The 21011-nt window shown below is 49.1% G+C and carries 31 protein-coding genes and 1 pseudogene; 14 read left to right on the top strand and 18 right to left on the bottom strand.

Features of this window, described 5'->3' with window-relative positions:
• Window positions 1–626 precede the first annotated feature (626 nt).
• Window positions 627–803, bottom strand: coding sequence for a hypothetical protein (locus SIB42_RS06190; RefSeq protein WP_156485075.1), 177 nt, complete (start codon window positions 801–803; stop codon window positions 627–629).
• A gap of 182 nt (window positions 804–985) precedes the next feature.
• Between SIB42_RS06190 and SIB42_RS06185 the strand changes: the two genes are divergently transcribed.
• Complete coding sequence (locus SIB42_RS06185) at window positions 986–1264, top strand: DUF3104 domain-containing protein (protein ID WP_156485074.1); 279 nt, start codon at window positions 986–988, stop codon at window positions 1262–1264.
• A 16-nt stretch (window positions 1265–1280) separates the two neighbouring features.
• Complete coding sequence (locus tag SIB42_RS06180; protein ID WP_156485073.1) at window positions 1281–1496, top strand: hypothetical protein; 216 nt, start codon at window positions 1281–1283, stop codon at window positions 1494–1496.
• Between the two features lie 157 nt (window positions 1497–1653).
• Here SIB42_RS06180 and SIB42_RS06175 read toward each other — a convergent pair whose 3' ends face one another.
• Window positions 1654–1875, bottom strand: a complete 222-nt coding sequence (locus tag SIB42_RS06175; RefSeq protein ID WP_067092693.1) for a hypothetical protein — start codon at window positions 1873–1875, stop codon at window positions 1654–1656.
• A 50-nt stretch (window positions 1876–1925) separates the two neighbouring features.
• On the opposite strand from SIB42_RS06175, the gene SIB42_RS06170 reads away from it, so the two are divergent.
• From SIB42_RS06170 to SIB42_RS06140, 7 genes and pseudogenes are all read left to right on the top strand, one after another.
• Window positions 1926–2486, top strand: a complete 561-nt coding sequence (locus SIB42_RS06170) for a hypothetical protein (RefSeq protein WP_067092692.1) — start codon at window positions 1926–1928, stop codon at window positions 2484–2486.
• Between the two features lie 168 nt (window positions 2487–2654).
• Window positions 2655–2984, top strand: a complete 330-nt coding sequence (locus SIB42_RS06165) for a hypothetical protein (protein WP_197459833.1) — start codon at window positions 2655–2657, stop codon at window positions 2982–2984.
• A 48-nt stretch (window positions 2985–3032) separates the two neighbouring features.
• Window positions 3033–3419 (top strand): hypothetical protein, encoded by a 387-nt coding sequence (locus tag SIB42_RS06160; protein ID WP_156485071.1) that lies wholly within the window; start codon window positions 3033–3035, stop codon window positions 3417–3419.
• A gap of 214 nt (window positions 3420–3633) precedes the next feature.
• Complete coding sequence (mscL, locus tag SIB42_RS06155) at window positions 3634–4023, top strand: large conductance mechanosensitive channel protein MscL (protein WP_067092690.1); 390 nt, start codon at window positions 3634–3636, stop codon at window positions 4021–4023.
• Window positions 4024–4492: 469 nt separating this feature from the next.
• Entirely contained in the window at window positions 4493–5047 is a 555-nt protein-coding gene (locus SIB42_RS06150) for a hypothetical protein (protein WP_067092680.1), read from the top strand.
• A gap of 132 nt (window positions 5048–5179) precedes the next feature.
• Complete coding sequence (locus SIB42_RS06145) at window positions 5180–5761, top strand: glutathione S-transferase family protein (RefSeq protein WP_067092677.1); 582 nt, start codon at window positions 5180–5182, stop codon at window positions 5759–5761.
• 976 nt (window positions 5762–6737) lie between these two features.
• Window positions 6738–6947, top strand: a pseudogene (locus SIB42_RS06140) (DUF1330 domain-containing protein); the annotation flags it as partial.
• Between the two features lie 258 nt (window positions 6948–7205).
• Here SIB42_RS06140 and SIB42_RS06135 read toward each other — a convergent pair.
• Both SIB42_RS06135 and psbN read right to left on the bottom strand, forming a co-directional pair.
• Window positions 7206–7403: a helix-turn-helix transcriptional regulator gene (locus SIB42_RS06135; RefSeq protein ID WP_231856284.1), complete on the bottom strand. Its 198-nt coding sequence runs from the start codon at window positions 7401–7403 to the stop codon at window positions 7206–7208.
• A gap of 41 nt (window positions 7404–7444) precedes the next feature.
• Window positions 7445–7759 (bottom strand): photosystem II reaction center protein PsbN, encoded by a 315-nt coding sequence (gene psbN / locus SIB42_RS06130; protein WP_231856283.1) that lies wholly within the window; start codon window positions 7757–7759, stop codon window positions 7445–7447.
• 854 nt (window positions 7760–8613) lie between these two features.
• Here psbN and SIB42_RS06125 point away from each other — a divergent pair.
• Entirely contained in the window at window positions 8614–8814 is a 201-nt protein-coding gene (locus tag SIB42_RS06125; RefSeq protein ID WP_136975551.1) for a hypothetical protein, read from the top strand.
• Window positions 8815–9163: 349 nt separating this feature from the next.
• The gene (locus SIB42_RS06120; RefSeq protein ID WP_067092670.1) at window positions 9164–9487 is read left to right on the top strand and encodes a DUF3104 domain-containing protein; all 324 of its coding nucleotides are present in this window, start codon (window positions 9164–9166) and stop codon (window positions 9485–9487) included.
• 548 nt (window positions 9488–10035) lie between these two features.
• Here the strand turns inward: SIB42_RS06120 and SIB42_RS06115 are convergent.
• The 3 genes from SIB42_RS06115 to SIB42_RS06105 all read right to left on the bottom strand — a co-directional run bounded on the left by SIB42_RS06115 (window position 10036) and on the right by SIB42_RS06105 (window position 10873).
• Window positions 10036–10215: a hypothetical protein gene (locus tag SIB42_RS06115; RefSeq protein WP_067092668.1), complete on the bottom strand. Its 180-nt coding sequence runs from the start codon at window positions 10213–10215 to the stop codon at window positions 10036–10038.
• 129 nt (window positions 10216–10344) lie between these two features.
• On the bottom strand, window positions 10345–10650 hold the full coding sequence (locus SIB42_RS06110) for a hypothetical protein (RefSeq protein ID WP_156485070.1): 306 nt from the start codon (window positions 10648–10650) through the stop codon (window positions 10345–10347).
• Window positions 10628–10873 (bottom strand): hypothetical protein, encoded by a 246-nt coding sequence (locus tag SIB42_RS06105; RefSeq protein WP_067092664.1) that lies wholly within the window; start codon window positions 10871–10873, stop codon window positions 10628–10630. Before SIB42_RS06105 ends, SIB42_RS06110 begins: the two co-directional genes overlap by 23 nt.
• A gap of 1121 nt (window positions 10874–11994) precedes the next feature.
• Here SIB42_RS06105 and SIB42_RS06100 point away from each other — a divergent pair.
• Window positions 11995–12225 (top strand): hypothetical protein, encoded by a 231-nt coding sequence (locus SIB42_RS06100; RefSeq protein WP_067092660.1) that lies wholly within the window; start codon window positions 11995–11997, stop codon window positions 12223–12225.
• An 89-nt stretch (window positions 12226–12314) separates the two neighbouring features.
• Window positions 12315–12563, top strand: coding sequence for a PepSY domain-containing protein (locus tag SIB42_RS06095; RefSeq protein ID WP_067092659.1), 249 nt, complete (start codon window positions 12315–12317; stop codon window positions 12561–12563).
• A 56-nt stretch (window positions 12564–12619) separates the two neighbouring features.
• Here the strand turns inward: SIB42_RS06095 and SIB42_RS06090 are convergent, their stop codons facing one another.
• The 5 genes from SIB42_RS06090 to psbF form a co-directional block, all read right to left on the bottom strand.
• Window positions 12620–12985 (bottom strand): hypothetical protein, encoded by a 366-nt coding sequence (locus tag SIB42_RS06090; RefSeq protein ID WP_156485069.1) that lies wholly within the window; start codon window positions 12983–12985, stop codon window positions 12620–12622.
• 192 nt (window positions 12986–13177) lie between these two features.
• Window positions 13178–13417 (bottom strand): hypothetical protein, encoded by a 240-nt coding sequence (locus tag SIB42_RS06085; RefSeq protein ID WP_156485068.1) that lies wholly within the window; start codon window positions 13415–13417, stop codon window positions 13178–13180.
• A 211-nt stretch (window positions 13418–13628) separates the two neighbouring features.
• Window positions 13629–13964, bottom strand: coding sequence for a hypothetical protein (locus SIB42_RS06080; RefSeq protein ID WP_231856281.1), 336 nt, complete (start codon window positions 13962–13964; stop codon window positions 13629–13631).
• Window positions 13965–15140: 1176 nt separating this feature from the next.
• Window positions 15141–15737, bottom strand: a complete 597-nt coding sequence (locus SIB42_RS06075; RefSeq protein ID WP_082824959.1) for a pentapeptide repeat-containing protein — start codon at window positions 15735–15737, stop codon at window positions 15141–15143.
• A 562-nt stretch (window positions 15738–16299) separates the two neighbouring features.
• The gene (psbF, locus tag SIB42_RS06070; RefSeq protein WP_067093110.1) at window positions 16300–16443 is read right to left on the bottom strand and encodes a cytochrome b559 subunit beta; all 144 of its coding nucleotides are present in this window, start codon (window positions 16441–16443) and stop codon (window positions 16300–16302) included.
• A 672-nt stretch (window positions 16444–17115) separates the two neighbouring features.
• On the opposite strand from psbF, the gene SIB42_RS06065 reads away from it, so the two are divergent.
• Window positions 17116–17760, top strand: a complete 645-nt coding sequence (locus SIB42_RS06065; protein ID WP_067092636.1) for an alpha/beta fold hydrolase — start codon at window positions 17116–17118, stop codon at window positions 17758–17760.
• 10 nt (window positions 17761–17770) lie between these two features.
• Here SIB42_RS06065 and SIB42_RS06060 read toward each other — a convergent pair whose 3' ends face one another.
• The 6 genes from SIB42_RS06060 to SIB42_RS06035 all read right to left on the bottom strand — a co-directional run bounded on the left by SIB42_RS06060 (window position 17771) and on the right by SIB42_RS06035 (window position 20946).
• A complete protein-coding gene (locus tag SIB42_RS06060; protein ID WP_369818408.1) occupies window positions 17771–18106 on the bottom strand; it encodes a lactate dehydrogenase in 336 nt (111 codons plus the stop codon).
• Window positions 18081–18383: a hypothetical protein gene (locus SIB42_RS06055; protein WP_067092633.1), complete on the bottom strand. Its 303-nt coding sequence runs from the start codon at window positions 18381–18383 to the stop codon at window positions 18081–18083. The genes SIB42_RS06060 and SIB42_RS06055 overlap by 26 nt, the downstream gene beginning before the upstream one ends.
• Before the next feature lie 230 nt (window positions 18384–18613).
• Window positions 18614–18838 (bottom strand): hypothetical protein, encoded by a 225-nt coding sequence (locus SIB42_RS06050; RefSeq protein WP_156485067.1) that lies wholly within the window; start codon window positions 18836–18838, stop codon window positions 18614–18616.
• A 64-nt stretch (window positions 18839–18902) separates the two neighbouring features.
• Window positions 18903–19799, bottom strand: coding sequence for a tRNA glutamyl-Q(34) synthetase GluQRS (gluQRS, locus tag SIB42_RS06045; protein WP_067092628.1), 897 nt, complete (start codon window positions 19797–19799; stop codon window positions 18903–18905).
• Between the two features lie 53 nt (window positions 19800–19852).
• The gene (locus SIB42_RS06040; RefSeq protein WP_006043393.1) at window positions 19853–20128 is read right to left on the bottom strand and encodes an HU family DNA-binding protein; all 276 of its coding nucleotides are present in this window, start codon (window positions 20126–20128) and stop codon (window positions 19853–19855) included.
• Window positions 20129–20280: 152 nt separating this feature from the next.
• Complete coding sequence (locus SIB42_RS06035; protein ID WP_067092626.1) at window positions 20281–20946, bottom strand: MBL fold metallo-hydrolase; 666 nt, start codon at window positions 20944–20946, stop codon at window positions 20281–20283.
• Between the last annotated feature and the right edge of the window lie 65 nt (window positions 20947–21011).

The following is a 21011-nucleotide window of genomic DNA, read 5'->3' as shown; positions in this document are numbered from 1 at the left end:
CTTCAACAGCAGCTCAACCTCGGACCGTGGTCTTTTGATTGTGCTTAACAGGTCGCTGACGGCTTTTCAGAGCCTTCAGCATCCCCTTCTCAAGAGACGTCAGCTTGGGAGAGGTCTCATGCATCGCTGCCCTAGCACGCTCCTTAGCGGCATCCATAAACCTCTCAGTCTTGTCCTTCGCTTCAAAAGCCATGGTCTTCCAACGGTCCTCCATCAAAAGTTACACACACAACACGACGGTGTCCGCAAATCCATCCAATCTTCTCGGACTGAATTTGACGAACTGCCTGAGTAGCCATCTGATCCCTCTGGCGTTGAGCCATTAGGCCTAACCAGCTGCCATAAGAAAGTCCTGGGAACAGTCAAAACCCGATCGTGACAAGTGGGGCTGTGTCATCCAACAAAGTTTGGCCACTCAAGTCAGAGGATGCCAGGCAGAGCAATACACACGCTCCTCGAACAACATACGAAGCACGGTTAAGGCCAGAGGCTCAATCAAAAGCGAGGCACAAAACGATGGCTATCAGTCAACAAAACATTCGCAATCTTGATCTGAACACAATTCGTAGAAAGCCAATTCAGCAAGGCGAGGGGTTCTCAGACACCCGATTCGTCAATAACTGAGGTCAAGATGGCTCACCCTGAGAGGATGCCTCACGCTGAATCTCTGCACGACGCCACTTGACCCAAGCCTGACCGAGAATGGTCGCCTTTTGGGTATCGACACGACCAAGATCAGCATTGCCAGGAAATTGACGCTTTTCTGCGGCGAGCAGCTCTTCTTGTTCGTCGTTGGTCAGCATGGGGATCAACTCTTAAGGCAACTCATTGTAGAGAAAAGATGAAGCATGCCTGCGAAACAACAGTACTCAATCTTTGAATAGGTTCTAATGCTTATGGCCCTTTCCAAATTCAGACCTTAGAAAACATCTACGCCTTTGGCGACATCAGGTTGTGAGGTTCTGAACAGCAAAGCTGGAGAGCCATGCCATCAAGGAATAACCGACCTCCCTTTATCGGGGTCAAAGCAGGAGACTTGGTTCTCGTGCAGTCAACGCTCAATCCTGACCCAACTGATACTGACTGGTGGATGGGATGGATCGTTGGAAATCCAGATCAATTCAATGAAATTCACGGTGTGAAGATGTTGGCTGTTGTCGATACCGACAGTGGGGAGCTTCGACATGTCAAGGCCGAACAGACAACACGATTAAGCCTTGCAGGCATGGAACAGAACAAAGTTGTGCCACTGGTCAGAGGATGAACGTGAATGACGCTAAATGAGCAGTCAGAAAGAGCAAAATAACAAGCATCATCCAGGTCGTCCAACCTTAGTTTTAGGAATCGTGCTTCTCATTGCACTGTCATCTCTAATGGTTGTTTCAGGCCAAAAAGGCTGGGAAAAACAAACACTATTAACACAATCGTTCGAAAGATGTATGGAGAAAGCACCATTGAAAAACTCATCAAAATTCCACGCTTCAGAACAAACATGACAACCACAGGATCTACAAAAAAATTTTGATGAATTCAATCAAATCTTCGATGCAACCGGTTTACCCCCAATCTGGAATGGGAAGAGACTGCTTCCTTGGAAGGAATTCCACCAGAAATCCATTCAGATCGCCAAGGAGTGTCATCAAGAACTTGGAATCACACGACCACAACAGGAGCTACGCGGCTCTTACTCCAAGCCGGTGTGGGATCCAATGTCAGACGTCTGGCAATCTGATCAAGCCCCAAGCTGACCTCCTCACTTGAGATGTCGAACCTTGAGCATTTGTTCAAGAGCGGATCATCATTGGGTTGACGTGCGTCTTCAGCCCCCCCCCCCCACCACCACCAGAGCTCATCAGCACTGATCGAATGATCCACGTGATGGTGTGAGCTGAGGCAACGGGAAGCAGATCCAAAAAGACATCATCATGGAGTTGCAGAGGGGCGAGGGACCAGTGGCATCCAACACTCAGCCTCTAGCAGGGCTCACCGAACGCCAACGCCTTGGACTACGTGATGTCCTACTGGATGTCAGCAAAGCCAGAGCCTGGTCATGGGAGCTTCCAGTGCTCCTGAGAGATCGATGCTGGTTGCGACTCGATCGCATACGACTCAGCGAGCTGATGAGATACATCCCTCCTGATGGACGCGATGAAGCGCCTGAGCTGATGCATTACCAGCAACTGATGGCGCAAGGAATCGATCCACTACTGGCTCAACAGAATTGTTGGCTGGAATTTGGGATGGAAGATTGTCAACGGGCTCTGCATGCCTACTGGCAGAGTCGCGACAAAACAAACCATGGGTGGTCAGCACAACGGTATCGACAGCTTGTAAGCCTTTACCGCGACCAGATTGAACGAGGTCTACCGTCAGTACCGATGCTGATCCTGGCGCGCAGGGAAACTGATGAAGAACATCAAATCCACTGGATTACGCGCACGACTCCGATCAAAGACCTCGTCAAAATAAGGCCCTATCACCTCTGAGACAGATTCGTATTGCCACCATCATGATCTCCACAACTGCTAATCTGTAGCACTTGAACAACATTAAGCCAAGACATGACAGAACTATTCAAGATATCACGTTAGGCAGAGATCAACAGAACAGGATTAGAGAGGGCTTGGCTCAGTCCTAGTCGCCAGAACGATGAATTGCTGTTTAAAAAACCCAGCGGGAGTGCCGCACAAACAGAAGAGCGATCAAATGCTACAACTTTGCGTATGAAGTCGCTCATGCACGGTCAAAGCGCAGTGTTAATCAATGACAGAAGAAGAGATTATTCCATGAGGCCAAGTTTTTACGAATTTAAAGCCAACTATGACGGACAGCCGGAGCAATGGAAAAAAAGACTCATGGCCATTTATGTGACCGATCAAGATGCAGCCATCGCGGCATGGACACTGATCATGTCGATGGATGATTTAATGTTGGAAGTTGAAGAAACCGCCACTTTTCTAGACCAGATCTACTCCAAGAAATAAATATTCAACAATCACCATCAACCAATGAAAGCATCAATAAATTATCACATGTCACCCACGATATTTAATAAAAGATTGGCATCGTTGATTCATTGTACCTGGGGCTTGATTCTGGCAGCGGTCTTATTACTGACATCACCCAATAGAGCAAATGCAAACACGCAAAAATATAACGTCGTCACCGATGAATTCTATGGGCTCAATGCAGAACGAATCTTACTTGTCCCCGTTGCTGATGCAGCCGATCAAACCGTGCTAATGACGGGCAAATGCCCAAGCAGGGCACCGAGCGACCTCTATCTTGAAGACGGACCAGAGAATGCCAAAGAAAAATGGTTTGTTGTAACTGAAAAGGATCATATTGAACCTGATCAAACAATATGCTTATCAGGAAATTTACCAGCTTGGTTCGAAAAAACAGCATCACTTCATTAGAATCAATATCAATCAAACCAAGCATGACAATCCTTCAAACAAACCCTGCAGATTGGTACTCATCGGTCCAATGGGCAACCGGATATGCGATCAAAAAAAGAATAGAAAGAACCATCAATGCCTTCGGCAAGGCGTAGGGACATATGGTGATGACTCCATCCAGGGGTCATTAGGCAATCCGTAGCTAAAGAGTAGGAGAGACGATCATGTCACCATGGCAAAAAGAACAACAGTCCTTTCGGATTTCAAAGCCTTTATCAACAAAGGCAACGTGGCCGACTTAGCCGTTGCTGTGATCATCGCAGGTGCATTCGGGAAGATGGCTAATGCAACTATCAAATTAATCATGACCAATGCACTTGAACCAGCATTGGAAAAAGCGAATGTTCAATCCTTAGCACAATTGCCAGGGGGAGGAATTATTCTGGCGACGATTAATTTTATTGTCATTGCTTTTGCCTGCTTTATTGTTGTGAGATTTGTTGAAAAAATGAAGCGTCAAGAAGAAGTCGTTGAATCATCAAAGCCTGACCCCCAGTCTCAACTGGCATCAGCTATCACACGTCTAACCGAGGTCATGGAAGAGCGCTCTTTTCAAGATTGAAATCATTGATGGTTGATGATCAACAACGAAGGCTTTTGAAAGGATGTAAGGCATTAACAACGTCATATCTTCAAGCTCAGCGGCTGTTTGTTATGCAGCCTTACGTCGTCGCAAAGACAAGTTCGGAATGGAGCGTTTGAAAGTCTCGACCTTCTCGTCCAAGCTCTTCCTTGCTGAGGCCAGCAGGGCTTCGCTGACCCAGAAGCTGTAAAGCTGAACAGCGGTCACCAAAAGGACTGCACCAACGATAACCAAGACAAGGCCTGACAGTTTGCTGAAATCCATTGAGCATCACATGCATCCCTCTCCTCAATAAACATGATTCTCGGGACTGTCAGCATTCCCGCTGGTTCAGTCGCGAATCGTTAATCCCGTCGGATGTTTGGGATCGAGCAGTCAGGCTAGTATTGACTTGGAATGTCTTATGCGCTCAGCCATAGATCTTACCTATGGCTATTGAAATATCATCATGAATCATGATCTCAATGAAGAGCTAAATTCACGCTCAATTGAATTAGAAGAATTATCGAAAATGCTTCCAGATGATCGAATCGCAAGAATTGTCTGGTCGAGAATCCAAAACGATTTAGAGGAAAAAGATAGTCTTATCTATGGAATACAATACTGCATATCAAATATTTATCATTTCATCAAGTCACAGATTCAAGAGAACGCACAGACTCGGTCTGCGCTTGTTGGCTGCAGAGAGCTGATTGAACATTTGGGATGGAAGCCTGCGGATACATTCGCCCAAGACAACTCAAAAATTATTTTTATAGACTACATCAAAGAAGTTGTGGCAATGTACACAGACACACGACAACATCATTGTGAAGAAGCCCAGTGCATTCTGGCAATAAATATGATTCACATGGTTTTAAAAGACATTGAATACGTCATCAAAAAAAGACCCGCTCAAGAGAAGCGCCTGCTACCAGCATTAAAAATTGCGGCTAATTTGAGAAATCAAATGCTCGACATTTTCGGGTACAATCCCACAAAAACAGACGCTAATTCCTCATAACGAGGAAAAAATCGACAGGCATAGCACTTTTCGCAACAATGGCCTGCCTCTCTATATGATCTAAAAGAGTCTTTAGCATGACTCTGCTGTTGTGAACGATACTTTCAATATCCCAATGAAATCTGGCCATCAATGACGATCACAATTTACGGAGGGCCGCAAACGCGCGCTTCAATGCCCCGGTGGTACCTGGAAGAGAAAGGCATTCCCTATGAACTCGTCGACATCGCTCTGAGTTCTGGTCAGAACTTGCAAGCCGACTTTCTTTCGGTGAACCCTTTTGGGAAACTTCCGGCAATGTGCGACCAGTCGGTCACAGATGCAGCAGGAAGGCCAACCACCTTGTTCGAATCAGGTGCGATTCTGCTTCACCTTGCCGAACATCACGGCAGAGAAGCGACGAGTTCATCTGAAAAGTCTCTGATCAGCCAGTGGACTCATTTCGCCAATTCGACTTTGGCCTTTGCCATTTTTGTGCCAGACCAGAAAACGAAAATACTTCCGAGGCTTCTCAAGCAACTCAACACGCAGCTATCAGAGGGCTTTCTGGTCGGCAATACCTGGGGTGCTGCTGACTGTGCGGTGACAGCTTATCTTGCCTACATCAAGCTATTTTTTCCGAATGAAGATCTAAGCCCTTATCCGCAGATTGACATACTCATCGAGGAGACCAAACGGAGACCTGCCTACAAAAAAGTTATGGGAATCGGTTAAGCGATTCCAAAGTTCTCTCAACTTATAACAAGACCGCAGATCTAAAGTGCATCAAACCAATCGACATCACATGATGATGAGCCTTGTTACGCGAGAAAGCACCATTTCTCATCCTCATCGTCAGTTCTAGCAGTTTGAATACTGCAAAGCCTCGCGGTTACAGATGGATCAATCACATCCAAAAACACCTGCAACGTGGGTGCTACCTATTTCAATCGCCTTCACTGGTCTATGCATCTTCGGAGCAGGCTTGGTAATCCACGAACCTTTGGAAAAAATTGCTACCCGTCAAAGTCACACCATCATCATCAAACAGGCAATAACTGAACCTCTAGTCATCGAACCCAGCAGACCATGATCAGCGATTGAGTCTCTGTCATCGACAAGGCTGAAACTCAATACGACAGAACGGCCCGTTCCCTCGAGAGCCCCTGAACGGAGCAGCCGCAGAACAAGACCTCTCAATCAAGCACTCACTCACCTCTGAGCTCAAAAGCCTCCGATGCGCTGTTCGCTGCCTGAGGTTTCGCAGGACACAGTATAAATACTCATTACCATTCATAATTGCCGCCATCCACCGGTTTAACGCACTGACGATCTGACAATGATTGCGTTTCTAGCCTTGTTCTGGGTGTTCGTGCTCGCGGTTTATTTCCGCTTCCGGGATGATGGAATGAATCCAGACAGCTGATGCTGATCGCCGTAGCCCTGCTACTGCTTCTCTCTTTCTGCTTGTCAGACGTTGAGAGATAACGAACGGGTGCACCCCTTGTTCGCAAAACAAGGGGTCCATCACTGTGTCTGAGTAAACAAAGCTGAAAACAACGAGAACTGCGTGAAACAAACGAGATCATCAGAATGAACAACAGAGTTTTATCAATTCATGGCGAAGGGCTACTGGCTGGCAAGAGGCACCATCAACGATCCCAGAGGCTTCATGGTGTACGCCGCCGCCGCCTAACCCTATCTCCAGAAATGTGGGGCAAAAATGTTTATCCGAGATGCGCACAGTGACGTCAGGGAAGGGAACCCTGGCCTTCTCACTGTTCTGATTGAATGTCCGAGCGTTGAAGCAGCGAAAGCCGCCTATGAGGCACCTGAATATCAGGACATGGTTCGCCTAAGAACGAATAACAGCGAAGCCTGTTTCAGCATTCTTGAGGAAGGAGACAAGCTCGCATATTGAATTTAACTAAGAATCAGAGCCGTGAACGCAAGAAGTCAACCACGAATCCAAGAAGGTCATTTCACCATTCATGATGATACAAGTGATGCAGACTGATCAAGAACTCCATGCCATTTTGTAGACCTAATCGTGGTCTTGACAGGATGCGATTGGTCGTCTACGAAACAGCCGACACTGTGCTCCTCTGCAGTGTCGGACTAGACGGGGAGAATGGATTACGACACTGCGAAGGGACTCATTCGAGCTTCCTAACAACCTTTAGCGCTGATGAATCTTAGTCTTCATCCATTCAATAATATCCTGCTCTAACCACACTACTGTCCGTGAACCAATTTGAATCTGCTTTGGAAAACTACCTTTTTCCATGTGAGTATAAATAAACGTTTTGCCAACACCAGTCATCTCAATCACCTGAGAAAGCCTAAGGAATCGAGGTGTACCAGCGTCATTGGCCAAGGCGAATGATATTCGATATGGACATGGAACAACTCAAGAGCTCAGGATTTGATGACATCATGGCTTGGATGAGCATGCCCACCACGAGCAACAGCCCTGCCTTGGCCTTGATGAGAATGAGCAATACCAAGCTTATGCAGCCTTGAATGCTCTTCAATCTGATCTGTCAGCTGCGCAGAGCCAGCACCAAATGCGGTGTAAATCCCATACAAGAGCGTTCCTAAGACCAAAACGGCCAGAGAACCAATCATTAAATATGCGGAAAGATCTTGATTTGCAAGCTCCATGAATTCCCTTTCATTCAAACTGAATTTTGCCCGCGCAAAAAACCCTTGCTGTAACGATTGCTTCGCCAAACATTTACAATTGGCATCAATACAGCCATTAAAGGTTAACACTCACTCGTCAATTCCTTATGCCCACATTGGACGAATGCAACCAACAGCAAGACAACACGATGCAGATCTACGTGAGCAAATGCGCAATAAAAACATGCAAAAGTATGACTTCGTCGCGGCCGCCAGGATTCTCTCTCAAAAAAATAATCAACAGTCGCTCCTGAGGCTTTAGCGGCGAACTTCTGCGAACTTCCGCGAACTCTAAAACCGTGACTTCAAGCGAAAAGCAGCGAAAGGGCTTTCATGGCAAAGGAGCCGAGTATTGCGTAGTCAATTTCTTGGCTTTTGGCCACAGCAGATCAAGCCATGCAGCGCCGAGATCATGGCCATGAGCTGGCGCGACAACGAAAGCTCAATAGAGCATTGGTATCACCCATCGCTCAGCGAAGGAACCAACAGCTGATGGTGTGATCTCTGAATGATCAAACAACGCTCCACAACAGGGCATTCGCACCGTGACTAACTACGGTGGCTAGCTGTAAGATGAAGCTGCTTAACCGCGTTTTAACCTTCCAAGCACGATTGAGTGACAAGCCCCTGAAAGCAGGTGAAATAGATGAACCCAGACAAACAGCACCGCAAACTTGTGAGGCTCAAGCTGAAAGCAGAAGAGTGCTTAACGAGGGAGCAAGCTCAAAAAATCATTCGCAAAGCGGATAAAGCTCATAGAAAGCTCTCTGAGGGCCAGAACAAGGCTGCTTAACGGCGTCAAGGGCAACCTCATTTTTGAGACTTTCGAACCGGTAGAGATGCGGGTCGACAGATGGGGTGATTGTGGTGACGATCGGTTGAACTGCCACCGTCTCTGGTCCATGGACGAAACCACACTGGCAATGGAGGAGCATTGGCCCGTTGAGGAGCAGCTCAAACGAGTCAATCAAGCCTGTGATCAGATCGAGCAGATCCTTGATGACCTTGTTCAGGACACCGCATGTTCCAATCATGCGATTCGCGATCTGCTGAGCACACTGTCAGAAGACTGGTCTGACAGCCAGCAACTGGAAGCCTGTTGATCGAGGCCATGTTGCACAAATTCAAGGCTGGTGGCTCAATTCATTGCTTTTCATGCAGCATGCGATGCCAGGAGCTGAGGCCAACTGATGCCAGGCTGTCAATCCAATCGTCGACAGGTTCGATTGGTCGTCTAACTGCGACTCCGATGCTTCCACTCAATGGCAGCATCGGACTAGGCGAAACCATACACTCGCTGGATCCGTAGCGGAGGCTGGCTTGAAACCCAGTCATGACACGACATCGGCAGGTCAGCAGAGGAGTAATACCTAATCCTTGTAAGTGCGTGTGTTTACTCTTTCCTTGGACGTCGAACCAGGGTTAGACCAGAGGAAGAACAAACGTACTTCCATGCCGACCTATCCTCCCTTGGGGCCGCCCAGCTCAAACCTCATTGATGCAGCTTCGCCTTTTCTGTCGATCCGACCTGGTCAATTTGTCATCGTAAGAGAGCTAACTCCAGCCAGTGAAAGAGTTGATATCGAAAGAAACTGGTGGCTTGGACAGGTTATTTTTTGCGAGGGATGGGAGAAACATTCAAGGCTGAACTCGCTTTTTCAGGTCGCAGACGTTGATGACGGAGCCATTCGCTGGGTTCATCCGACCCAGGTGACCCACGTTCTGCACGGACTGGACGGAATTGGGCAGGAAGGCTGGGATGGGTTCGAGGATTAATTGATTCTCAGCAGCAGCAGTCAGAAAAAAAGGAGGCCTTCGCGGCCTCCGTCTACCTATCACCAAAGGAGAAGTGCTCGACGCCTCTCCTGCCTTCAGTATGTGTATCGCAAAGAACATGTGCCTGAGATCACATACTCATTGCCGAAGGGCAGCGTTGTCTGGTAATGGGTTGGCAAAACCAGCAATCTGTTAGCTCAACGTTTGAAGTCCTGCCGCAGGGCCACGATCAACAGCCAAAGGATCATGTCCAGTGAGTGGGAGTGCAGCGTCAGCTCGACTGAGGGCTCCTCGGCTGATTCGGATAGAGCCTCAGAGAAGAATGAGTTTGGAGACGATCACTTTATCGATGCATCAGGAGACCATGGATCTAGATAGATCACGGAGGAGATTATTAATTTGCAAACTAAATTAGGCTATGAACCAGGCCAATGACTCAGACAAGAAATACATCGCCATGGCTTATAGCCTGATGGTGTCTGTGTACATGCAAAGCGCTAATAAAGTCCTTGTCATTTAAAAAGCTTGAACTGGTGATCACTTCGCATTCATGCACTTTGCGGCTGATCCACCAGAGCTGCAGAGAATTCTTGAAAAGCAGCAGCTGCATCTTCCGGGCTTGAGTTATATTTTAATTCCCATTGCTCAACCAGAGCACGCATGTCTTGCCACATGTCGACCATGGCGAGTGGATAGAATCCGGAGGATTGGGAAGAAGTCTTGGACATGGATGAACAATAGGCACCAGACGACCTCCTTCTAATTGATCAGCAGCGATATTGCTGATCGGCGATCGGCGGCAGCAAGAATCAGCGATCTCAAATCAAGTCCGCTCCGCGCCACGCAAAGAGGCATGATTAAGAGAAATTCTGCCCTAATTCATGTCGCGAGCTACGCAACTCTTCAAAAAACTCGACAAATTGCTGAGCAAGCACGACACGTTTGGGAACAGCCCGGAAGCATTTGTCGATGAAGTGCTTTACAAGCTTGATGATGAAATCAAGGCGATCCATAGCAAAAACAAGCCGGAGCACTGGGCTGCGATCTATGTAGAGCGAGACCGCTCTCGCATCAAAACAGCCGTGCTCAACAAAGTGATGGACCGCAACTCGGGGTAAAACCAGAAGAGAGAAGTGCTCATCAAACCTCTGCCCTTCTGGCATCAATGATCCGGGCCAGTTCCAGCATGTATCCAGCAGTACACCAGCGACCATGGCTACGAGCACGGTTTTCGACGTCTGAACGGATTTCTGCGGTTTCTGCCATCAACAGATCTAATTCACTCTGAGGAAGCTCATAGAGCTCTTGAAGCTCCACCTCACGGCCCAACAGGTGACTACGAAACCATTTGCGCACCTGTTCCTGAAGCGGGATTTCCTGTGACATGCAACCGAAGCAGCAGCGACCAGTCTGACCGCTGAATCCATATTCAGGACTCAGCTTGCATGCTTCAAAACCTTGCCCATTGAACCAGAGCTCGGTTTATTGAGGCAGATGCGCACACTGGATGACTCGCGTTCTCAAAGACAATTGGCTACCGCTTGCCATTGCAGCACTATCCCTCAGCGGGCTGCTTTGGCTTGAGCTCATCGCTGTATAGCCCTAGCCCACTTCCCCTCACCGCTGACATAGGACACAATCGACAATGACTGAGAGGGCTGTATGTGGGTCGCATTGCTTCTAGCAGGACCAATAACACCGCCGATGCCAGCATTGGGCAAGCCAAAACCCATACCCAAACAACAACCAAGCCTGCAAGTAGAGACCTTTCAATTAAAAATTGATCAACAGAGATTCGATTGCTCAGCCGGGGCCTTAGACACAGGAAATAAAGCTCCTCACGCGTACAGTCCGTCGAACAATCGCTTTGAAAGCGAGCTACAAATTCATGGCGCTCGCTGCAAAACCCGCTTCTAAAAGGGTGTCTGAATAGCGAAAATCTGCAAAAAGCAATCTACTGAATACAATCAAACCAATACAAAATCAGAGTGGCTCATCCGGCCCTGGCAGAGGTTTTCTGTTCTTCCTTTGAGGCAACAAAGATTTCAAGGAACCAATCATGTCATTGGTCCTAGAAACGAAGATAAAACTGCCTAGAAAGAATACTGTTGCAATCACAAAAACAGTCGTAGTCAGCGCATCAAGTTCAAGATTTCCAATCACCAAACCAATCATGCTTTGCGGGCCGAAACAACTCAATATTGCGGTGCATTAACAGTAGCCTCCGCCGCTGCGTTAAGGCAACAACGCAACAAACACCGCTCCCTGCCTGCGACCAAAAGCAACAGCGCTGAATGCGATTGCATCAAGACATTGAAATCAAGCCGAAGAGATCAAAACGGCGAGAAAGCGAGTCGCCGGACGCGATCGGTGAGTCAGCCCACGCATGAACACGGCTTTTTGCGGGCCGACCAGTGAACCTGCAGGAGAACTAGATGTGGTCGGATGACTAGCCATTACCGTAGACCTGGCTTAAAACAAATTTCAAAGAACACCCAACACTCACGATGCGACCATCACTCCTGATTCTGCTCGCTCTGCTCGTGGCACCAAGTGCTGCACTTGCCCAGAAAAAAATCCCCAAAGCTCAGGGACATAACCAATGCCCCCTGGGTTATGTCAACACGCTTGGTACAACATGTGTTTCACCGATCTATTATCAGGTTGCACCCACGAATGGAGAAGCCTGCAAGGAAGGGTGGATGAACATCGGAGCCGGCTATTGCAGAAAAAAGTGAGCTCCAATTAATTCTCAATTTGAATTTCTAGCCCTTGGCAAGATCAAACCTCCGTTGCTAGACGTCGACTAGTCGGCAACGGAGCCTCTATGAGATTTTTCTTCAAGTCCTCGCTGTTGATCGCGGCAGGAATGGTTGGCATGACAGCGATGGCTGCGCATGCCCAACCCCGCACAATTACCGAATGTGCGCAAAAACTGACCGCGCGAGGATTCAATGTGATCGACAAAGATATTGATGATGGCCTCTACGAATTTGAAGCCATCAAAAACAACATAAAGTGGGATGTAAAGATGGACCAACAATGCAACGTCTTATTAGAGCGAATCGACGACTAACATTCAGCCTTAAACTAGACTAATACAAACGCTGATTGGCTTATTACTGCTAATTTTTACATTAAACCCAATGAATGAAATAGGCCCCTGCTCACAAATGCAAGGATGCAAATCGAAGTGAATGCCACGAGATTAATGGCTGCGATATCGAAGACAATCGGGCTACGCTCCGCTTTCTGAGACGCGCCAGAAGAGAACGATTGATTGATATCGTCCCAATAAGCAAGCACAAAACCTTTTTTGGCCGTAAGGCTTCCAGCACCAGTAACGATTTGACTTTGACCCTGACTTGCCAGCTGCTGACGGTCAATCTTCTCAGCCTCACGCCTGAAAGCGTTTTGAAACCAGCTGACGTGACTCAAAAAACCGATTGTGAACCAAAAAATCAGTGAAACACCAACCAAAGCACTAAGCATCACCATGCCTAAACGCCTCTCCTGCATCAACTAACTATGAATCATCTTCTCGATGCAATCCAAACGAGCGTCGGTTGATATAGACAGCAATCATTTGCAATGATTGGCAATTATGCGTAAAATTATTTACAACTGCCTGTATCAATCACCTCTTATGCAAGGTCTCTAAGCCGGCTTCAGTACGCGGAATGGGAACGATCAGGATTTCCCAGATGGCAGCTGTGCACGGTAATCGTCGGCAACTACATCCAGAAGCCCTAAGACATAGCGATCGCTCGCTCCGATTTCAGATTGAAGGGTCTGAAGACTCATTCGGATATCTTCGATCGCGCTGTTGATTTGATTTTCAAGCTGTGACTGGCTTGGCTGCCATTCTTCTGTCAATGAAGTTGACGAGGCAATTTTCAAGTTTGTGGAATCTTGGTGCTTCGGGGGCATGGAACCTCGCCGTGGAGCCTGAGAATTCCGCGCTTGGTAAGCCATGTTGATCCGTTTTGGCAAAGCTTTTCATCGAAATCCCAGGAAGACTGTCAAATAGCTAACGATCGAAGAGTTCATCGACGACGCAGCAACAAAAACAGATCAGCAAAGCCCTAACAGACAAGCGGATTAGAGCGAGCGACTTGGCTAGATGACCCGATTCAGCGGGTCAAGAACCACGCTTGCGCCCAAGCACTTTTCTCGTCACCACACCGTCTTCTTTCTGATAAAGAACAAGGCGGTTCTCCTCCAATGTATTCAAGCTCAGGATGCCTCTAGAACGATATTGACGATTAAATGGAACCACCCATGATGTACCCATGGCCATCACATAGATCAATTCTTGCCGATCAGCACTGATGCAAAAACGCACCTTCGAATCCTTATAAACACCAACATCGCTGACATATTCAGCTTTGAAAAAGTCACAACCCTGAGCACGCTGAAATTCGTCTTTGATATTGGCTAGTGCAGAGCTGTTCAAACTGAGGCCGAGCAGCGCCAAGACCCCAATCCCTGGGATGCACTTCATAACCCCTCACGCGTTTCAGAACAGAAGCAGCATGACGCGTTATAGCAGCGATGCAAGCCGGTTTAAAGCCAGCAACAAGCAGAATGATCGTCGTCAACAACGCATCGCAGCCAAGGCCAGGGATTTCAATCGCTACTTGAGCGTGATCTGATCAATACATGCTGTTCTGAGCGGGGCAGTAATTTTTCGCCATCACAGAGATCAGTCTTGTCAACACGCGACTTCACAGAATCTGAGGATGCGAAGCCTCGATTCACTGATCCAGTATTTCTCCAACATGCTCAGGCCAGTGTTGGGCCATGGTGGGAGGATCGCATTCGTGCACTGATCAAACAGGATTGCGCTGAAGAAGCCGGTGCTCTGTTCAGGGAGTTCGAAACACCTGAAAAGGGCTTCTAACGTTGTACGAACTGACCCAGCTCAATCCTCCAGCAAAAGCATTGAGCGCTCACAAGCTGCTGAGTCGCTGAACAAGAGGGAGCACTGGGAGCCTGATGACAAGTGATCCTGAACCAAGCAAATCGCAACGACTTGCCATCCCAGCAAGTCATACTCATGATGTTCTCATCTGCAAGGATCATTGATGAGTAACCGTCTCGTTCGTGCTCACAAGAGATTGATCGTCAAAATACAACAAAAGACTGGTCTATCTGATTATCAGATCTTGTGGTTAGCCTTTGCCAAAGGGATCGTCGCTGGCATTGTGCTCTCGCTCATCTTATTTTAAAAATCGACAACAACACTCCTCAATCTTTAATGATATAGCTCTAAGATTTTCAGCTTTTCTACTCACATGATGCCGAACACAGGAAACGATGCAGTATCTAATGCTAAAAACATCAAAATCAACAGAGCTCTGACTTACTCAGAAATGATGAACGAAGGAAGGCAGAACATTCAACCTAGGGATCGAAAACAAGGAGATGGACTTCAACAACGAGTGGAGGAACTTGAAAGAAAAGTGGAACACCTTCAGAACGTGATCCAACGCCAAATTCGCCTTGGCAGAATGACCGAATAGAAAGCAAAACAAGTCAAAAGTCGATATAGATTGACGGATTCCTTTCAGGTCAATCTTATTTTGCGATGAAAAAATTACGGCACTCTCCGGGCCGATCATCAGAAAGATTATGAGATTGACTCGAAAACCTACGACTTTGCAGAACGGATGTTCAGGCTGATGCAATCAAGACTGTCGTAGGTCTCAACACCAGAGTCTGGATTTACGCCAGTAGCCCTAGAACACATGTCCTCTCGCTGAGGAGCATCAATAATGGCACCAGAAAAGTCAGCCCCGTCAATCGTCGTCGCCATAAAAAAGCTCTTGGTCAAAACTGAATCTCTGAAGTTCACGTTTGTGAGGTTTGCCTCTTCAAAATGCGTTGCATAGGCGATACTGCCCTCAAGATTTGCACCCTCAAGATCTGCTCTTTGCAGAGTCGCCACACTAAATAAAGCACCTCTCAGATCAAGACCAGACAGGTCATAATTGGCTAAGTCGTATTTGACAAACTCCTTGGTGATCGGCTTTCCGTCTTCATCTCGCTCGTAAAAAGGAAATTTCTCCTTGAAGGCCTCTGTCGCCTGATCGCTTCCCTGCAGACTTCGATCAAGCCCAAGATCTGGAAGACCTCCACCGCTTGGATAAATCGCCAATGCCTTTGATGGCAACATCAACAGCACGCCGAACAGAATCGCAACAAAGGATCTAAACAACGGCCTAACAATGCGATTAACTAATTCCATCAGGCACTCCTTTTATTGAAAAACTTAAGGCAAGCAAGTGCGGCACTTTGACAACATGACCCGCTGAGGTGAAACAAATCGAGCAGTGACGGGAGAAATATCTCACTACGCTGAATCTCATTGATCGCCTGCACAGGTCCAAGATGAGGTACCAAAAATCATGCGCAACGTAAGATTAAGGAAGAGTTTTCTATCAAAATTGGAAGATCAAACTCAAGCACTTCTTGCAGAACTGATTCGACAGGCTCTCATCAGGATTCACAGCGGTGAAGCAGGTGCTGACTCAGCACTTTACAGGGCTATCTACACCCTTCAGGAGCAAAATATCATCGAAAACATAGCTTCGACGTTGCAGTAAAGATCGAATTTACTCAATTATTAAAAAGGCCCTGGAGGCAAAAGGTCAACAAGACCAAAGTCTTGCGACAAAACCCAGGACAAGAAAAATCAACTTACTAAATAAATATAGCTAGAGACCAAATTCATCGATAACCAAATCAAAGCCGAGAAATATACCGCGGCAAAGACAAACTCTTCAACAAATTCAAATGAATTCATGCGTTTAGTAAAGCGTTGCTCTACGGATAAATTGCATTGCAGCAAGCGCACCTAAAAAGAACACTGTTGGAATACCCAATGCATTCACGGCCAGGGTCCTGACGGTAAACACAGGGTAACCTCCATCTTTCCTTTGGAAAGGCGCCAGAGGGCTATCGATCCACTCTTTACGATTCTGAATCGAAGGCACTCCAAAAAACTGTTTCCCCCAGACAAGAATTTCCCACCTGGTCAGCCAAAACGCGGTGCTGATGACCGAGAAAGCTATTGGGGAAGCAACCAATAGGATCTTGTAGTTGAACACAACAACAACGTCGTTTCAAAGACATTAGAGAAGTGTCTTGTTCTCTAGGTATTGATTGATGCACCATTTTGGCCTCAATGCATCAATCGCATTGACTCATTTTTGTCAATCAAATTGATGGCGACAAGGTGATATTTTTGAACCGCCTAGGCGTCATTTGCGCCTCAAAAGCGATCTAAATTGACCAATCCGCCTTGTTTTGCGCCGACAGGGCCAATCCTGATGCGATGACGAGCAACATAAACATTGATTTTAAATCATAATTTTACTCACCACCAATACAGATGTTTCAAGCAAAAGCTTCGTGCAATGAAGACATTCGATCATTTTAAAGATACATATTGATTCATTGACAAGACCGAAACCAAGTCATTCCTCATAACCAATTTGCTGATTGATCAAGACACTTCTTGAGCACAAGTCTGCAAAAGCAGCCCCAAGCCCCCAATCGCGTCTGCACAGGGCTGGCATGACAGCCTTGAGTCAACAAAGACTCACGCCCCGCCTGAGAACTGCATGGACAACACGCTGGTGTGTGGGCCTACGACAGGACCAGCGACAGTGCTGCTGGCCCATGGTGCCGGCGCTGGTATGGAGAGCCCTTTCATGCAGCACATAGCCGAAGGACTTGCGCATCAGAGGTGGCAGGTAATCCGCTTCGAATTTCCCTATATGGCCCAGCAACGCATCAGTGGTCGCAAAAGACCACCCAACAAAGCCGACATCCTGTTGCAGTGTTATGCCGAGCAAGTGAGCTCTCTGCTCGCGAAGCGACCGCTGATCATCGGAGGCAAATCCATGGGTGGGAGGATCGCCAGCCTGCTTGCCGATGCGTTGTGGAGCCAAAACAAGATTTTGGGATGCATCTGTCTGGGCTATCCCTTTCACCCTCTTGGCAAACCAAAGACATTACGCGTGGAGCATTTGCAGAATCTGCAAACGCCAACCCTGGTGATACAGGGAGAGCGGGATGCGATGGGCAACAGGAAGGACGTGAACAACTATGGGCTATCAGAGCAAATACAACTCGCCTGGATGCCCGATGGTGATCACAGCTTCAAACCACGCAAACAATCAGGGCATAGCGAACTTCAGAACTTGAATCTGGCTATTGAACACATGCATGACTTCCTCAGCAAGGTGGTGCAGCCAGCACGCTGAGGGTGGTCCATCACGTCTGGTTGCCACCCAGCATGTCGTCGTACCCCTCATAGGGGTTGTATTCCGCCCAGCCAGGACTGGCCTGATCCATCAGGCCGAACTCACCGTCAATCATGTCGGCCCGGGTGTTGCCATAAGGAACTGTGTTGCAAGTGATCCCACCACCCGCAACAGGCTGGCAGTCATCAAAACGCACCTGCCCCCGAACAGGATTGGCCAGACTGGTGCCGATCGTGACCAGAGCGACAACGCTCGTTAGAAACACGCGCACGACGCTTGATGCATGGAACCCCATTGTGAATGGGATCGTGAGCAGTGGATCAAAGGCCTGCACAGAGGCGTTCACTATCCCGCAATGTCTCAAAAACTTTCTGACCCCGTTGTTCAGCAAGCTGCACCATCACCACTTCCGCCTGCAGACCAAGTAGCAGGGTCTGGCAGGGATAGAGCTGGCGATCGGCGGCACGACGCTGCATCGCCTCAGTGAGCATCAGAGCTCGATCACAGCTGGATGCATCAGCGGTCTTAAAACATGCCAAAAGAAGCGGACGCACTCCATCCAGAGACGCTGCATGAACCGGCGCTGCAACACTGCCAATCACAAGAGCGATCGTTCCAGACATCCACGCCCTGAGCAAATTGTTCAAGAGGTTGTTACCCAAGAGGTGTAAAGAGAGCAACGACTTGACGTGCTTCCAAGCATTCACAAACCAACTCTTGAGCTGGCCGCGAGAACAACTGAAAGAATGAGATCACTCGATCGATGATCGGATGTATACCGACTGGACCGCAGTCGCACTCTTACTGTTCACGGCTGTACCCCTGTTGGCTGTCGTGGCAGCAGCGGCATTTTTTATTTGGCAAAAGCGGAAATCACCGCTTTCTTGATGACCACTTCTTTGAGCTTTTCAGATCGCTCCTCGAGAGAGCCAACGACAGAACGCGCTGGGTATGTTGATGTTGTGGGAGAGGCGACAGGCCGAAGCACACCTCTGCCCAGACAGTCATGACAGGTCCGGAAGCGCTGCTCGCTGATGCGTTGAATGCCACTGCCTCCGCAGCTGGAGCAGATCGCCATGCCTGAACCCAAAAACCCAACTTCAGTGTGGAAGCCACAAGCGGCTGCGATCCCGAAGGATTCCTTAAGAATCTGCCTCATCCCAACATCCCTGTAGCGGCAGGGGTCGAGCCTGAATCTCTTGCAGCAGCTCGCAAGCCGATAAGGAGCAGTGCTCGTCGACCAAACCCAGCGAAGCGGCCAGCCATCCCACCACCCGCTGCGATGACCACTGCTTCTCCTGAAGAGGTGCCAACCCTTCGGCCTGTTCACGTTTGGAGAGCTTCTGCCCTTCCGAATCGCAGAGCAGCGGTGTGTGTCGATAGCTGGGCGATTGCTCCTCCAGCGAAGCGATCACCGCCTGCTGGGCAATACACACTGCGGCCAAATCAGAGCCCCGAACCACCTCGGTGATACCCAGTGCCAGCTCGTCCACTGCAGTTGAAAGGTGATAGGCAATAAATCCATCGGCGCGGCGCAGAACCAGATCACCGCAGCGGGGTTCATCCACGGCCTTCACTTTCAGCCTCCAGGCCGGCAGGCGTCCATCCTGCAGACCCCAGCCCCTTGCCATCTCCCTACAGGTTCCTGGATAGCGCCGACCGGCACCAAGTTGACGTCGACTGCAACGGCAGGGATACAGCAGCTGGTCACTCCGAAGTGCAGAGAGGCAGGAGTTGTAAAGCCTGAGCCGCTGGCTCTGCATGATCACTGGACCATCCCAGTGCAGTCCAAGCCATTGCAAGTCTTTGAGAGCTGAGTCGACTGCGCCAAGCCGAATGCGCGGAGTGTCGAGATCATCAATCCGCAGCAACCATTCACCACCCTGAAGACGGGCCTGCAACCAGGAGATCAGCGCCGTGCGCAGGTTGCCCAAATGCAGGGGACCTGAGGGAGTCGGAGCGAAACGGCCGCGATAACCCAGGAGACGCTGTTGACGCCCTTGCTCAAAAACGGCCCGGAGACAATCAGGAAGGTCCACACAAAAAAGGGTGGCCCGAGAGGACCACCACGATCAAGCGTTCAGGCAGTCAATCAGCCCTGAACACGATCCTTGAACATCTTGCCTGCGGTGAAAGCGGGCACGCGCTTGGCGGGGATCTTGATCTTTTCGCCGGTCTTGGGGTTCAGACCCTGACGGGCAGAGCGCTCACGAGGTTCAAAGGAACCGAAACCAAGGATGGAGACCTTTTTGCCCTCCACAACGGAATCGATGATGGTTTCGATGGCGGCATCTACCACCAGAGACACATCGGTCTTGGTGAGCTCGGTGCGGGCGGCAACCAGGTTGACGAGATCGGCTTTGTTCATTGGGTGGGGGAAAGTGGCGGAAGCGGTTGGATCGACGATGCGGAGGTCGACATCCGCACGGCTTCCCTAGGCGGGCTAATCGTATGGAGACAATCGCTGTGCTGCAACCGAAAAACACCGTGCCGCAATGCTTTCACCGAATCTCATATGAATCAGACCGTGTCAAATGCTGCATTGGCCTGCTGATTCCAGCTGTTAAAGGGAGCCAGATGACCACCACGCAGAGCACCTAGACCAGCCCCAGAAGCCAGTGCTGGAGCGGCTTCTGATGGAAGCCACCGGCATAATTGACGCAGACTGTGCTGCTGCCGAGGCCAGTGAAAGGTGCGCCGGTGCTGCAAAGGTGCCAATTGATCTTTGGCCACTGGCACAAGCAAACGTCCGCAGAACAGCACATTCACAGGCAGCGGCGCATGCACAACGGCATGACCAGGCGTAGGGCCTGGCGTCCAGAGCAGTCGCAGGCCTGAACGTGTGACGGTCTCCTCGGAGAACGTTTCGAGCTGCTCAACGCCCGGCAACAGATAAGCCTCCTGTTCCTGGACGAGCACGGGCCATTGCATGCGCTGCTGCAGACTCCGCAAGCGTCCATGGCTCTCTCGACTGGTGAGAAGGATGCGGGCGCAACGGCCTTGCGCCAGTTGCCGCAGAGCCTCCAAGCTGGCTTCGCTGAGCGGCGGACAGTCGATCAGAACGGGCTCAGGATCCACGTCGAGCCACCAGGACGAGCCACCACGACAGTCGCGGTTAGGCGGAAACAGCCAGAGATCAGGCCGGATTTGCACAGGCGGGCGGCCTGGCTCCAGCGAGGAGGTCATCACAGACACGATGAATCACCGGAGCTATCACTACTTTGAAGGCTTAACCCGCCTCCTGGGAGTGG

This window comes from Synechococcus sp. MIT S9508, assembly GCF_047303045.1.
Lineage (GTDB): Bacteria > Cyanobacteriota > Cyanobacteriia > PCC-6307 > Cyanobiaceae > Synechococcus_C.
This window is presented reverse-complemented; position numbering and strand designations above follow the sequence as displayed.